The organism is Vibrio agarivorans, assembly GCF_030409635.1.
GTDB classification, from domain to species: domain Bacteria; phylum Pseudomonadota; class Gammaproteobacteria; order Enterobacterales; family Vibrionaceae; genus Vibrio; species Vibrio agarivorans.
The window spans coordinates 1,067,371-1,081,701 of record NZ_JAUFQF010000004.1; the positions used below are offsets into that span (position 1 = coordinate 1,067,371).

Annotated in this window: 12 protein-coding genes; 5 read left to right on the forward strand and 7 right to left on the reverse strand. The window is 46.4% G+C overall.

Annotated features, from left to right (window positions below; translation table 11 throughout):
- Positions 1-124: 124 nt before the first annotated feature.
- Entirely contained in the window at positions 125-1,534 is a 1,410-nt protein-coding gene (glnA, locus tag QWZ05_RS13475) for a glutamate--ammonia ligase (RefSeq protein ID WP_264874518.1), read from the reverse strand.
- A gap of 512 nt (positions 1,535-2,046) precedes the next feature.
- Between glnA and typA the strand changes: the two genes are divergently transcribed.
- Entirely contained in the window at positions 2,047-3,876 is a 1,830-nt protein-coding gene (gene typA / locus QWZ05_RS13480; protein WP_164649417.1) for a translational GTPase TypA, read from the forward strand.
- Between the two features lie 184 nt (positions 3,877-4,060).
- On the opposite strand, the gene QWZ05_RS13485 is transcribed toward typA, so the two are convergent.
- Together QWZ05_RS13485 and QWZ05_RS13490 are read right to left on the reverse strand one after the other, a co-directional pair.
- Positions 4,061-4,585, reverse strand: coding sequence for an AAA family ATPase (locus QWZ05_RS13485; RefSeq protein WP_290298827.1), 525 nt, complete (start codon positions 4,583-4,585; stop codon positions 4,061-4,063).
- Between the two features lie 147 nt (positions 4,586-4,732).
- Positions 4,733-5,371 carry a DUF2959 domain-containing protein gene (locus tag QWZ05_RS13490; protein ID WP_264874516.1) on the reverse strand — a complete coding sequence of 213 codons (639 nt, stop codon included), beginning with the start codon at positions 5,369-5,371 and terminating at the stop codon, positions 4,733-4,735.
- A gap of 126 nt (positions 5,372-5,497) precedes the next feature.
- Here QWZ05_RS13490 and QWZ05_RS13495 point away from each other — a divergent pair, with 126 nt between their 5' ends.
- From QWZ05_RS13495 to QWZ05_RS13505, 3 genes are read left to right on the forward strand one after another with little or no spacing between them, the layout of a single operon-like run.
- The gene (locus tag QWZ05_RS13495) at positions 5,498-6,439 is read left to right on the forward strand and encodes a virulence factor BrkB family protein (protein WP_264874515.1); all 942 of its coding nucleotides are present in this window, start codon (positions 5,498-5,500) and stop codon (positions 6,437-6,439) included.
- Positions 6,411-6,845 carry a D-aminoacyl-tRNA deacylase gene (gene dtd / locus QWZ05_RS13500; RefSeq protein ID WP_264874514.1) on the forward strand — a complete coding sequence of 145 codons (435 nt, stop codon included), beginning with the start codon at positions 6,411-6,413 and terminating at the stop codon, positions 6,843-6,845. Before QWZ05_RS13495 ends, dtd begins: the two co-directional genes overlap by 29 nt.
- Positions 6,846-6,883: 38 nt before the next feature.
- A complete protein-coding gene (locus QWZ05_RS13505) occupies positions 6,884-7,798 on the forward strand; it encodes a bifunctional GNAT family N-acetyltransferase/hotdog fold thioesterase (protein WP_264874513.1) in 915 nt (304 codons plus the stop codon).
- 125 nt (positions 7,799-7,923) lie between these two features.
- Here the strand turns inward: QWZ05_RS13505 and QWZ05_RS13510 are convergent, their stop codons facing one another.
- From QWZ05_RS13510 to hslR, 4 genes are all read right to left on the reverse strand, one after another.
- Positions 7,924-9,825: an AsmA family protein gene (locus tag QWZ05_RS13510; RefSeq protein ID WP_290298833.1), complete on the reverse strand. Its 1,902-nt coding sequence runs from the start codon at positions 9,823-9,825 to the stop codon at positions 7,924-7,926.
- Positions 9,826-9,961: 136 nt separating this feature from the next.
- Positions 9,962-11,587 (reverse strand): phosphoenolpyruvate carboxykinase (ATP), encoded by a 1,626-nt coding sequence (pckA, locus tag QWZ05_RS13515; protein WP_290298835.1) that lies wholly within the window; start codon positions 11,585-11,587, stop codon positions 9,962-9,964.
- Between the two features lie 333 nt (positions 11,588-11,920).
- On the reverse strand, positions 11,921-12,802 hold the full coding sequence (hslO, locus tag QWZ05_RS13520) for an Hsp33 family molecular chaperone HslO (protein ID WP_290298838.1): 882 nt from the start codon (positions 12,800-12,802) through the stop codon (positions 11,921-11,923).
- A 16-nt stretch (positions 12,803-12,818) separates the two neighbouring features.
- On the reverse strand, positions 12,819-13,226 hold the full coding sequence (gene hslR, locus QWZ05_RS13525; protein ID WP_289960266.1) for a ribosome-associated heat shock protein Hsp15: 408 nt from the start codon (positions 13,224-13,226) through the stop codon (positions 12,819-12,821).
- A gap of 176 nt (positions 13,227-13,402) precedes the next feature.
- Between hslR and gspC the strand changes: the two genes are divergently transcribed.
- On the forward strand, positions 13,403-14,326 hold the full coding sequence (gspC, locus tag QWZ05_RS13530; RefSeq protein ID WP_390216543.1) for a type II secretion system protein GspC: 924 nt from the start codon (positions 13,403-13,405) through the stop codon (positions 14,324-14,326).
- Positions 14,327-14,331 lie beyond the last annotated feature (5 nt).

Sequence of the window (14,331 nt, forward strand, 5' to 3'; positions counted from 1 at the left end):
CTATTGAGCGCGGTAGGTTTATGCTAAACCAACAACAAAACAGGGCGACATAAAAAAGGCCCGCCTGCGAGGCGAGCCTAATATTCGGTATGAAAACCTATCGGCTTACATTGAAATCCGAGTCTTATACAGAGTAGTAAAGTTCAAACTCAAGTGGGTGAGTTGTCATGTTTACTTTTTCTACGTCTTGAGACTTAAGACCGATGTAAGAATCGATGAAGTCGTCAGAGAATACACCGCCAGAAGTTAGGAACTCACGGTCAGCGTCTAGACACTCTAGAGCTTCTTTTAGTGAGTAAGCCACTGTTGGGATTTCTGCTGCTTCTTCTGCAGGTAGGTCGTAAAGGTCTTTATCCATTGCTTCACCTGGGTGGATCTTGTTCTTGATACCGTCAAGACCTGCCATAAGCATTGCAGCGAAACATAGGTATGGGTTCGCAGATGGATCACCGAAGCGTAGTTCGATACGACGCGCTTTAGGGCTTGGTACCACAGGGATACGGATAGAAGCAGAACGGTTACGAGCTGAGTAAGCTAGCATAACTGGCGCTTCGAAGCCTGGTACAAGACGCTTGTACGAGTTAGTAGACGCGTTAGCAAATGCGTTGATTGCTTTAGCGTGCTTGATGATACCGCCGATGTAGAATAGCGCCATTTCAGATAGGCCGCCGTACTTGTCACCAGCAAATAGGTTAACACCGTCTTTAGCAAGAGATTGGTGAACGTGCATACCAGAACCGTTATCACCTACAAGTGGCTTAGGCATGAATGTTGCCGTTTTACCAAATGCGTGAGCAACGTTGTGTACAACGTACTTGTAAACCTGAATCTCATCCGCTTTAGCTGTTAGCGTGTTGAAGCGAGTTGCGATTTCGTTCTGACCAGCTGTTGCTACTTCGTGGTGGTGAGCTTCAACAACTTGACCCATCTCTTCAAGGATTAGACACATTGCAGAGCGGATGTCTTGAGAAGAGTCAACTGGAGCTACTGGGAAGTAACCGCCTTTAACGCCAGGACGGTGACCTTTGTTACCACCTTCTACGTCAGAACCTGTGTTCCAAGCCGCTTCGATGTCGTCAATCTTGAAGAAAGAACCAGACATGTCAGTGTTGAATTTCACATCGTCAAATAGGAAGAACTCTGGCTCAGGACCAACAAGAACGTTGTCTGCGATACCAGTAGAGCGCATGTACTCTTCAGCACGCTTAGCGATTGAGCGAGGGTCACGGTCGTAACCTTGCATAGTAGAAGGTTCTAGGATGTCACAACGAATGTTTAGTGTTGCTTCTTCAGTGAACGGGTCAAGAACAGCAGAAGATGCGTCTGGCATCATTACCATGTCTGACTCGTTGATACCTTTCCAACCTGCTACAGAAGAACCGTCGAACATTTTGCCTTCTTCGAAGAAGTCTGCGTCAACTTGGTGTGCAGGGATAGAAACGTGTTGCTCTTTACCCTTTGTATCGGTAAAGCGTAGGTCAACAAATTTAACTTCGTTTTCTTGGATCAGTGATAGAACGTTTTCTACTGACATCTTGGATAACCTCCAGTGTATTTAAAGCGGTAAATGGCTCGATTCTTTGAATCCAGCATTGAATAGGTTTATTTCAATCGTGCTATTCGATGCTGGTTTATCGTTTGCTAAAAGCGTGCCAATTTTTCAATTCCTTTATTTTCAGTGGTTTACGTATTTTGGTTCTAAGGAGTAAAAGCTCTCTGCACCAAAATAGAATCCATCTGCACCAAGATTGTGCACAACAAAAGAGTTTGCTCTTTTTTGTACCACATTGGTGCATCCATTCAGCCTTGAAAGAAAAAAGATGTCAATCTGTTGGAACAATAATCACGGCGAAAAAGCGTGGCGTAATCTATGATCTTGAATGTAACGGGTGATAGATCACATAATCGTGTGATTTTTACCAAAATCTGGTACATTAACGGCCGTTTTTTTAATCAAACTCGTGGCCAGCTACATCATTCCTTAATTTTCGATTGGTAAGGTGTGTTGATAACTGAGCGGCGACTATACCTGAGTGAAGCAAATTCATGGCAACTCCACAGATTGATAAATTGAGAAACATCGCGATTATCGCGCACGTTGACCACGGTAAAACGACCCTAGTAGACAAGCTACTTCAGCAGTCTGGCACGCTAGAATCTCGCGGCGAAGTTGAAGAGCGCGTAATGGACTCGAACGACATCGAGAAAGAGCGTGGTATTACCATTCTGGCGAAAAACACTGCCATTAACTGGAACGACTACCGCATCAACATCGTAGATACTCCAGGACACGCGGATTTCGGTGGTGAAGTTGAGCGTATTATGTCGATGGTTGATTGTGTGCTACTTATTGTAGACGCGGTTGATGGCCCAATGCCTCAAACTCGCTTCGTTACGCAAAAAGCATTCGCTCACGGTCTTAAGCCAATCGTTGTAATCAACAAGATTGACCGCCCTGGTGCTCGCCCTGAGTGGGTTATGGACCAAGTATTCGATCTATTCGATAACCTAGGTGCGACTGATGAGCAGCTAGACTTCCAAGTGGTTTACGCTTCAGCACTAAACGGTTGGGCAACTCGCGAAGAAGGCGAAGAAGGCGAGAACATGGAACCACTGTTCCAAACTATCGTTGATGAAGTTGCTGCACCAGACGTTGACCTTGATGGCCCACTACAGATGCAAATCTCTCAGCTTGATTACAGCTCATACCTAGGTGTTATCGGTGTTGGTCGCGTAACTCGCGGCACTATCAAGCCAAACCAACAAGTTACTGTTGTTGGCGCTGATGGTAAGACGCGCAATGGTAAAGTAGGTACAGTTCAAGGTTACCTTGGCCTAGAGCGTCACGACGTTGACCAAGCAGCTGCGGGTGACATCATTGCTATCACAGGTCTTGGCGAGCTAAAAATCTCTGACACAGTATGTGCACAGGGTGATGTAGAAGCGCTACCACCATTGTCTGTTGATGAGCCAACAGTAACGATGACGTTCCAAGTAAACACGTCTCCATTCGCAGGTAAAGAAGGTAAGTACGTAACGTCACGTAACATCCTTGAGCGTCTAGAGAAAGAACTAGTACACAACGTTGCACTACGTGTTGAACAAACAGACGATCCAGACAAATTCCGCGTATCAGGCCGTGGTGAGCTTCACCTGTCTATCCTGATCGAAAACATGCGTCGCGAAGGTTTCGAGCTAGCAGTATCTCGTCCAGAAGTTATCATCAAAGAAGTTGATGGCCAGCTAATGGAACCGTTTGAAACGGTAACAATTGATGTTCTAGAAGAGCACCAAGGCGGCATCATGGAAAACATCGGTCTACGTAAAGGTGAACTGAAAGACATGGCACCAGATGGTAAAGGCCGTGTGCGTATGGACTTCATCATGCCATCTCGTGGTCTGATCGGTTTCCAAACTGAGTTCATGACTCTGACTTCTGGTTCTGGTCTTCTTTACCATACATACGACAGCTACGGTCCACACAAAGGTGGTCAAATCGGTCAACGTATTAACGGCGTACTGATTGCAAACGCTGCAGGTAAAGCACTAACTAACGCACTGTTTAACCTCCAAGAGCGCGGCCGTCTATTCATCGGTCACGGTGTTGAAGTTTACGAAGGTATGATCATCGGTATTCACAGCCGTGACAACGACCTAACAGTAAACGCACTGAAAGGTAAGCAGCTAACCAACGTTCGTGCATCTGGTACAGATGACGCTCAGGTTCTTACTCCACCAATCAAGCACACGCTTGAGCAAGCTCTAGAATTCATCGATGAAGACGAGCTAGTAGAAGTAACGCCTGAAAGCATCCGTATCCGTAAGAAGTTCCTAACGGAAAGTGATCGTAAGCGTGAAGCGCGTAACGCTAAGTAATTGCTGATTACTTGGTAAGATTAAAAAGCCCCGAGTAGCGATGCTGCTCGGGGCTTTTTGTATGTACTAATTTCAAAGTAGACCCTGAAATAAATTCAGGGTGACGCAGTGCTTGGATATGGGTGCGTAGGCCAATATTATCGTCATTCTGAATTCATTTCAGAATCTAGCTGAAGAGGTGGACCTAAAGCCAGAGCTGGTTTTTCACAAACTCAACCCGCGCTTCAACACTCCCCCAAGGTACATTAATCACCTCAAACCCAAGCTCCATATATACTTCACAAAGTAGTTCATGGATTTCCAGTGCTTCTTCATAACTATGGGGACGCACGTCATCTTGTACATAAATCGACGCCTCAGGACGACAAACAAACACTTGTGAATGATAGTCAGCGCTCTCTAAACGATAAACTTCATCTACCTGACATTGCCCCATCTTGAGATAACCAATAATGTCGGGAATGGCTCGGTCAACAAAAGCGGTCTTATACTGATTGGCAAGACGCTTTTGCTCACTCATCAACTCAAGACATAACTTGGCAAAAGCGGGTAGATCCGTCCAAGGCAGAGCACCTTCTTCGATCTGTGATTGCTGTTCAATAAGCGTGCGAGAGCCTTCGGGAAAGGTAGCAAAGCCGAGAGCGCCAAGCGCATTAAGCAGAGTTGTTTTGCCAGCGCCCGGCCCGCCAGAAATAATGATAGGTGCCATATTACCGTTCGAGAAAAGGATACAGACTTCAGAATACAGACATTGCGCATCTCAAGCTATCGCAAACACTGTTGAACCTTGAACCTTGAACCTTGAACCTTGAACCTTGAACCTTGAACCTTGAACCTTGAACCTTGAACCTTGAACCTACTGACTCAACGTCTGCAAAAACTTATCCGACTCAGCAATCGCGGCATTCATCTGCTCGATCGCCAGTTCAATATCACTCTCTAAGCTCATAAACTCGCCTTGAAGAGAGCCAACAGCACTCGCATTCAGATTGTGTTTTAGATACAGCGTATTGTCTCGCAGCGTATCGAGGACAGGCGTCATTTTCTGCTCAGCTTTCCACATTGCCGCTAGCATGGTTTGGTAGGAAGCCTTGGTATCTCGTAGTTTTTGTTCGCTTGAGCGGCGCAATTTGTCGTTGCTATAAAGTTCTAGCTCTTGCTGCCACTCCTCGAACAATGCATCAGAGACATCCTCAATCGCTTCAATTCGCTCTCTCACATCTTGCGCAGCCGCTTCGCTGGCTTCGTAACGGCTATTGATATCTTTATAGACCGTTTCCAGCTCACCGCCATTAAAATTGGTTAACGCTGAAAGCGCCTCAAGTGCACTGGTGAACTCTTGTTGAGCCTCTTGCTGAGAATCTTTGGCATCTTCCACTCGGTCAACCATAATGTCTCGCTTGTGATAGCCCACTTGTTCCATAGCAGCATAGTAGGTGGATGAGCAGCCAGTCAGTGTCATCAATGTGATCACAGCGGCAATGAGATAGCGCATATCGACTTCCTTTCGATTAGAATAAGTATGTTAATAACTATAACTTAATGTGTTACGAAGGAAAATTTTATCTCCGTACACTCAAATTTAAGCCATATTGCTTAGTATGGTTCATGGATGACTTGAATGAAGAACTACTTAAGCCCGAAGCTTGAAGGGCGGTTGTTACTGGTTTACTACTTTCTGCACTATCTCGGCAGGCGAATGAACCATGATAGAGTGAATGTGAATGCGGGTTATCTTGCCTATATCACGCTGCTCTCTATCGTGCCGATGCTGACGGTGCTGCTTTCTATTCTCTCCTCGTTTGCGATCTTCTCAGGAGCTGGTGAAGCGATTCAAGATTTTGTGATTACTCACTTTGTGCCTGCGGCAGGTCAAGCCGTGAAGGGTGCGCTCGCAGAGTTTGTCGCGAATACGGGTAAGATGACCGCCGTCGGTGGTGCCGCTCTGTTTATTGCTGCCATGATGCTAATTTCAAATATCGACAAGAACCTCAATTACATCTGGCGAGTAAAGAAAAAGCGCCGTGCGATCATCTCATTTTCAATGTACTGGATGATCTTAACGCTCGGACCGATTCTCGTCGGGGCAAGTTTAGCAGCCACCTCCTACATCACCTCACTCACCATATTAAGTCATGAAGTGGCGTCAGGGGCTTATAACCTGTTGTTACGTTGGTTGCCTTTCATTCTCTCAACGTCTGCTTTTGTAGTGCTGTATCTTGTCGTACCGAACAAAAAGGTGCGTTTTCACCATGCAGTCATTGGCGGTATGGTTGCAGCGCTGCTGTTCGAGCTCAGTAAAAAGGCGTTTGCGGCATACATTACTCAGTTTCCCTCCTATCAGCTCATCTATGGTGCATTGGCGGCGATACCTATTTTATTTGTGTGGGTATATCTGTGTTGGATGATTGTGCTGCTCGGCGCAGAGGTGACGGCTGCACTGGGTGAGAGAGAACACTGGAGAGATGACTCTCACGTGGTAAACTCTTCGCAACAAAAAAGTGTTAAACAACAGAAGAGCTTAGAGGTAGACAGTGATAGCCCTGATCCAGAGAGTAAGTGAGGCCGCAGTTCGAGTTGACGGTGAAGTGGTAGGTGAAATCGAGAAAGGCTTGTTGGTTTTACTTGGTGTCGAAAAAGGGGACGACGAGGCCAAAGCCAAGCGCTTGATGGAGCGAGTGACCACTTACCGTGTGTTTGAAGATGACGCAGGTAAGATGAACCTAAACGTTCAGCAAGTGGAAGGCAAAGTGTTAGTGGTCTCGCAATTCACACTGCCTGCAGATACCAAGAAAGGCACGCGCGCAGGTTTCTCTCGTGGTGCTGATCCAGTGGATGCTGAACGCTTGTACGACTACTTTGCTGACCAATGTGAGTTAGTATTACCGACAGAGCGCGGTCGATTTGCGCAAGATATGAAAGTGTCGCTGATCAATGATGGTCCGGTGACATTCTGGCTACAGGTGTAGCGAGCCCTCAAGGGCTTAATCCATTCTAAAGGAAGAGCATGTTCAAACTTATTACGCCAAAAACCGAGAATCAGTGGAACAAGTATTATCAGTTCCGTTGGCAAATGCTACGTGAGCCGTGGCGTATGCCGGTAGGCTCAGAGCGTGATGAGTTTGATACCATGAGTTATCACCGCATGATCACCGATAGCCGTGGCCGTCCAATGGCGATAGGGCGTTTGTATATTACGCCAGATAGCGAGGGCCAGATCCGTTTTATGGCGGTGAAACAGAATCGCCGCAGCAAGGGCTTGGGCTCTTTGGTGCTGGTGGCATTGGAATCATTAGCTCGCCAAGAGGGCGCAAAACGTTTGGTGTGTAATGCGCGTGAAGATGCGATTGCTTTCTACGAGAAAAACGGTTTTGAATTGCGCGGTGAGCTTAGCAATGAGCGCGGCCCAGTGCGTCACCAACAGATGGTCAAGCCGCTAGACCCAATGGCGAATGTTCTGCGCAAACCGGAGTGGTGCCAAGAACTGCAACAGCGCTGGGAGCAACAAATCCCGATCAGCGACAAGATGGGCATTAAAATAAACCAGTATACGGGCTATCAGTTTGAGTGCTGCGCTCAATTAAACCCAAACCTTAACCCGCATAACACCATGTTTGCTGGCTCGGCATTCACCCTAGCGACGCTAACGGGTTGGGGGATGACTTGGCTACTGATGAAAGAGCGTAACTTGATGGCGGACATCGTGTTGGCGGATAGCCAAATTCGTTATCGTCATCCAGTGACGGAAAACCCAGTCGCACAAACCTCGCTTGATGGTATTTCGGGAGATTTAGACAGGCTCGCCACGGGTCGCAAGGCGCGTATTGTTATCAGCGTGATTATTTATAGTGGCAATACGCCGTCTGTGGAGTTTGTGGGTACTTACATGTTGTTGCCGAATTATCAGGAGACTTTGGCCTAGGCTTTTGTTCCCTCCCCTTATAAAGGGAGGGTTAACACGCGGACTCACAGCGAGCGCAAGACTAGTGATTATCGCTGATCTAACCCCCTCCCAGCCTCCCCCTTGATAAGGGGAGGAGCAAGAGCTTATTCATCACAGTCACTAAAGTCCCGAGTATCACCACTCAACACATCCAACCACCAACTCTCACATTCGCCATTAAACTTAATCCACAACGGCTCATCTTTAGGCTCAACCCAGTCATACTCGCCGCTGAACTCACCATCAAAGTGAGTGCCTACTAACTCTTTCGTTTTAAATTTAATCACCCCGCGATGAAAGGTGCTGTATAAGCGCGACATTTCAAACGGCTGAACCTTTGTTTGAGTATCGTCGCCTTGCTCTGCATAATGAATCAAGGTGGCATCACGAAAACCAATATCGAGATGCCCATCCATTGAGTAGCGCAGTATCTCATTAGTTTTACTCAAACCTTTGAGATCGCCTTGCATATCTAACAGGCCACTGATCTCAAAAGGTAGCCAGTCAAACTGTTGAAAGGTATTAATAGGCAAGCCATCAATCGTGAAATCTAATTGCCAAGGTAGGCTGTTACCAGAGAGCTTTCTGAAGCCTTTGGCATCAATGTAGCCTTGCTCTAAAGGAATAAACAGTCGGTTGAGTCGCCATTCATCTTTATCAACATGCGTTTCAATAATGCCCTGAGTGGTGATGATGTCATCGTAACTCGCGCTGTTGATAGAAAGTTCAAGGTCGCCTTGCCACATTCCCCATTGATCAGCTTGTTTCACAATCAGCTGCTTACCCTTGGCGTTGATACCAGACGCTTGCCAAAAAGGTTCTGTTTCTATTTGCACGATTTGACTACGAGAAATAGCTAAGTCATCAATGGCTATATTACTGAATGTAGATAACTTTTCTTTGATTAGCCCTGACTGTTCAAGGGTGTCATCAAGTAGCTTGACTCCTGACATGTGCAGCTTTTTGAGCTTTAGGCTTGCTGGTGTCCAAAGCCCTGATACCTGTAAACGCCCCTGCCACAAGTCACTGTCCCACTCTTCAATATTAAATTGATTCGGGGTGAGAACGACCTTGGCTTTAGGTGCCACAAATGCAAAGTCTTTAAACGAGATAGAGTCAGCATCAAACGAGAAATAGCCCTGTTCTTGTTGCCAAATGTTTTGATCTAAATGGATCTCTTCGATCGAAAGGTTAAGATTTTCAGTCTGCCAGATCTCGGTAGATATCTGGCTACTAATTAGATCTAAACTATTAATATGATTGATTTTAAAATTATCGAGTAGCTCAAAATGGAGCTCATCAATCTGCTGCTGCTCTAAGGCAATATCGAGCTGGTGGATAGTGACATTGATCAGTGACCAATAGTCATCAATTAACTCTGCCTGGCCACTAAACTTGGCGTTATTCCACTCAAATGAGGCTCCGTAAACCGTGGTTTTATCAGGTTGATGAACGATATTCATCAGTGCATCGTTGAGCGCTTCGCCTTCTATATACACTTGATCGGCTTGAAACTGAATGTCGCCATACGGCAGCCGCTGCTCGGGCGTTTGCCAGCGAGGAGAAGCAATTTGAATACTCGCATCACGCAGAATCCATCCTTCAAAATCCATATCCACATGTTTCAATGCCAACTGGTGAAACTTGATATGCTCAAGAAAAGTGGCATTAAACACAGGTAGCGAGCGTAAACGTTGTTGATCGTTGAGCTGTACCCCTTCAATCAGCACGCTGTCGATAATAATTTGGTTGTCATGGATGATGCCGGGATTGAGCCAAACCGTCGCGGAAGGCAGATATAGGTCATTATCCTCGCTAGACAAACCTTCAACCTGCAACTTGTAGGGCGGTGTGTAGTCAACACGTTCGACACTCAGTGCATAGGGTTCAAGAAAGGCATTCACTAAGCGCGTCTTATGCTCTATGGGCAACCACCAAAGCAGGGCGATGCTGGCACCAAAGAGTAACAACAGGGTTATCACGATAATGACTAACCACTTCTTCATTCACTGCTTCCTTGTGTGATTTATGACGTTGTTTAGACGGCTTGAGTCTATAGCTTGGAACAGAATGTGTTTCACAGCAACAAAAAAAGCCCTTCAAAAGAAGGGCTTGTAATCTACTTATCAGTTTTTATTTTAATCAATCAAGTTGTGGACCAGCCGCAACCAGTGATTTGCCTTCGTCGTTGTCAGTGTATTGAACAAAGTTATTGATAAAGCGCTGCGCGAGATCTTCGGCTTTGCTTTCCCACTGTAGTGGGTCAACGTAAGTATCGCGTGGATCTAGGATCTCTTTATCAACACCCGGTAGGTCAAGTGGTACTTCTAGATTGAATACCGGGATCTGCTTGGTTTCTGCCTCATCAATTGAGCCATCGAGGATAGCGTCAATGATGCCGCGTGTATCTTGAATAGAGATACGTTTACCTGTGCCATTCCAACCTGTGTTTACAAGGTAAGCTTCTGCACCAGCGGCTTCCATACGCTTGACGAGTACTTCTGCATATTGAGTTGGGTGTAGCGTTAGGAACGCTGCGCCAAACGCGGCAGAGAAGGTTGGTGTTGGCTCGGTAATACCACGCTCTGTACCGGCAAGTTTTGCGGTAAAGCCTGATAGGAAGTGGTATTTAGTTTGCTCAGGCGTCAGTTTCGCAACCGGCGGCAACACACCGAACGCATCAGCGGTTAGGAAGATGACTTTTTGTGCGTGGCCTGCTTTTGAAACTGGCTTAACAATGTTGTCGATGTGATGGATTGGGTACGAAACACGCGTGTTCTCTGTTTTCGAACCATCATCGAAGTTGATAGAGCCGTCATTGCGAACCGTCACGTTCTCAAGCAGTGCGTCACGGCGAATCGCATTATAAATGTCTGGCTCAGCTTCTTTAGATAGACGAATGGTCTTCGCATAACAGCCACCTTCAAAGTTGAAGATACCGTCATCGTCCCAACCATGTTCATCATCACCAATCAGCTGACGCTTTGGATCGGTGGAAAGCGTGGTTTTTCCCGTACCTGACAGGCCGAAGAAGACTGCGACATCGCCCGCTTCGCCAACGTTTGCAGAACAGTGCATTGATGCGATGCCTTGCAGAGGAAGTAGGTAGTTCATCATTGCGAACATACCTTTTTTCATCTCACCGCCGTACCAAGTACCGCCGATAATCTGCATGCGCTCGGTTAAATTGAACGCGACGAAGTTTTCAGAGTTCAGACCATGCTCTTGCCACTTCGGATTGGTTGTCTTCGCACCATTCATCACCACGAAGTCTGGTTCAAAGTTTTGCAGCTCTGCTTCTGTTGGGCGAATAAACATATTTTTAACAAAGTGAGCCTGCCAAGCCACTTCTGTGATGATACGTACGCTAAGGCGAGTATCTGGGTTAGCACCACAGTAACCATCGATAACGAACAGGCGTTGGCCTGAAAGTTCTTCTGTTACCAGTTGTTTTAGATCGCGCCAAACTTCCGTAGAAATTGGCTTATTGTCATTCTTACCTTGATCAGACCACCACATGGTATCGCGCGTTGAGTCGTCTTTGACAATGTATTTGTCTTTAGGCGAACGCCCGGTAAAGATACCCGTGTCGACAGCAACAGCGCCTAATTCAGTCACTGTGCCTTTTTCATAACCTTCTAATTCTGGGCGAGTCTCCTCCTCGAATAGCTGGTCGTAACTGGGATTGCGAACAATCTCTTTTACGCCAACAAGTCCGTATCTGGAAAGATCAAGTGTTGCAGCCTTTGTATGTTCCATAACAGTCATAGGTGCTCCTTTTAAGAAGTGTAGGGATTTTGTAAGAGTGTTTTTATTTTAATCTGTCCACCATGCTAGCAACGCGACGGGGTTAAAACAGGGAGATAGTTCAAAAAATATCCACCAATTTTTTGTGGTTTTAATGCCTACATCACAAGCTGGTTGAAATATTCTATCGTTAACTGAAACGTTTGCGCTATAGCTCTAATATTAATAAGTTGTAAAAATAAAGTTAAATAAAATTGTGATAAGGGCGGGGTTTTAGAGGAAACCTAGGCATAAAAAAGACCAGCTCGAAGGCTGGTCTAGTACGAATTTAACGTGCTTTATAATCTAAGCGAATTAATGGATGGTGTTGTTGCCGTTTCCACCTTGCGCATCAGCATAGAGTTCTGCAACTTGCGCAGAATCGAAAGAGTAATTGCTGCCACAGTAGTCACAGTGTAAAGCAATGCTGCCTTCGGTAGCGATGATGTCATCAACCTCAGCGCGATCAAGCGTGATGATAGCGGAAGCACTGCGCTCACGTGAGCAACCACAGAAGAACTCAACAGGTTGAGGTTCGAACAGGCGTACTTTCTCTTGGTTGTAGAGACGGTAAAGCAGCTCTTGAGATTCAAGAGAGAATAGCTCTTCGTCTTTTACCGTGTTGGTTAGCTGCTCTAGGTGCTCGAAGTCATCTGGTGTGCCCGTACCATCTGGCATAACTTGAATAAGCATACCTGCTGCGTGTGGTTTACCTTCGTGCTCACCAGTGCGAATCCAAAGACGAGTTTTTAGCTGCTCAGAGTTGGCGAAGTAGTTTTCGATCACTTCTGTCAGGTTCTCGCCTTCAAGACCAACGACACCTTGGTAACGCTCCCCTTTTTTCGGGTCGATAGTGATGACTAGGTAGCCCTTACCCATCATGTCGTGCAGGCCAGCATCATCAGCAATATCGCCTTCCCAACGAGCAACACCACGAACTTTTTGGTCGTGATCGCCGTTGATGACGGCAAGAGAAACAGGGCCATCACCTTGAAGTTGGATAGTAATAGAGCCTTCAAACTTCAAAGTTGCAGTTAATAGTGTGGTTGAAACCACGAGCTCACCCAATAGCTTTTTCAGCGCTGCTGGGTATTCCTTGCTGGAGATAATTTGTTGGTATGCATCATCCAATTGTACCAACTCGCCACGTACAGAAAGGTCTTCAAATAGGTAGCGATTTAAAACATTGTTTGCCATAGAAGGAAGCTCCAGCTTATTGGTGTTTAAACTTAATAATATCGCGACGCTGCTTTTTGTCAGGGCGTCGGTCAGGGCTCGGGTTGTGGGCGTGTAGCTTACGTTGCATCGCATTGCTTTCACGCTTTTGGACACTTTCCGAGGTTTCGCTATATAGCGTTTGCGCTTCAGGCGCGCCGCGACGTTGGTCAGAGATACGCTCGATCACGACAGTTTTCTCTTCGTGACCTTGACGCAAGGCAACAGTGGCTCCCACTTCAACAACCTTACTTGGTTTGCTGCGTTGACCATTATAATGCACTTTACCGCCATCGATCATATTGCGAGCAATAGAGCGTGTCTTGTAAAAACGCGCTGCCCATAGCCATTTATCGAGACGTACTGCTTGATCACCTTGGTCGTTGCGTGTGTTGTTGGAACCCATACTGACTTGGTTTCTCCTACCATTAATTAACGAATCACACACACAATGGTAGCGCGGTCTCACTTTTTCAAGGTGTAATGCTTTGTAAAGAACAAAAAAGCGTGTCTACTTTGCGTGTATGATATAGTGAAATATTTATTATCTATAATAGCGCACCAATTTATTTCAATAAGGACATGGGTTTGGCTACAACTGCCTTCAACTTGGCTCGTTTTGACGGACAGTCATTATTAAACCTACTAAAACAGCACCAACGACGTATCAGCACTCTGCTTGTTATTGTATTGCTGTCATCTTCCGCTTGGCTTCTTGGCAAGATGGTATGGATGCTCCTTGAGCCTGAAACCGAGATCACGCCTTGGCGAGCGGGGCAAGTTTCTGCAAGTGGCGACTCAAGCCGCTCTTCTATTGATCTATCTGATGTTCATAATGCGCACTGGTTCGGCCGTTATCAGGCTGATGCTGCGCCAGTTGAGCGCCAACAACCAGTAGTGACTGACGCGCCAAAAACCAAATTGAACCTCACGCTGGTAGGCGTTGTGGCAAGCACCAGTGCGAATAAGAGCCTCGCTGTTATTGCCAATCGCGGCCAACAGGCTACGTATGGCCTTGATGAAACGATTGAAGGCACTCGAGCTAAGTTAAAAGCTGTGCTTGTCGACCGCGTGATCATTGAAAATTCTGGTCGAGACGAGACCTTGATGCTCGACGGCATCGATTACACCAAACGTTCACAATCTCCTGCTGCAAATCCTGTACAATCACGCCAAGCTGCTGCTCCAGAGCCGGACAGTGACCGCTTGGAGCAAATTCAACAGGAAATTTCGCAAGATCCGCAACAACTCTTCCAATATGTTCGCATGTCGCAAGTCAAACGCGATGGCGATGTCGTGGGTTATCGCTTGAGTCCAGGTAAGGACCGAGAACTATTTGAGTCGATTGGTTTGCAAAATGGCGATATCGCCACGCAACTCAATGGACAAGACCTAACCGATCCAGCGGCAATGGGTCAGATTTTTCAAGATATCGGCAACTTAACCGAGTTGAGCCTCACGGTAGAACGTGACGGTCAACCGTACGATGTCTATATACAGTTTTAAACCCT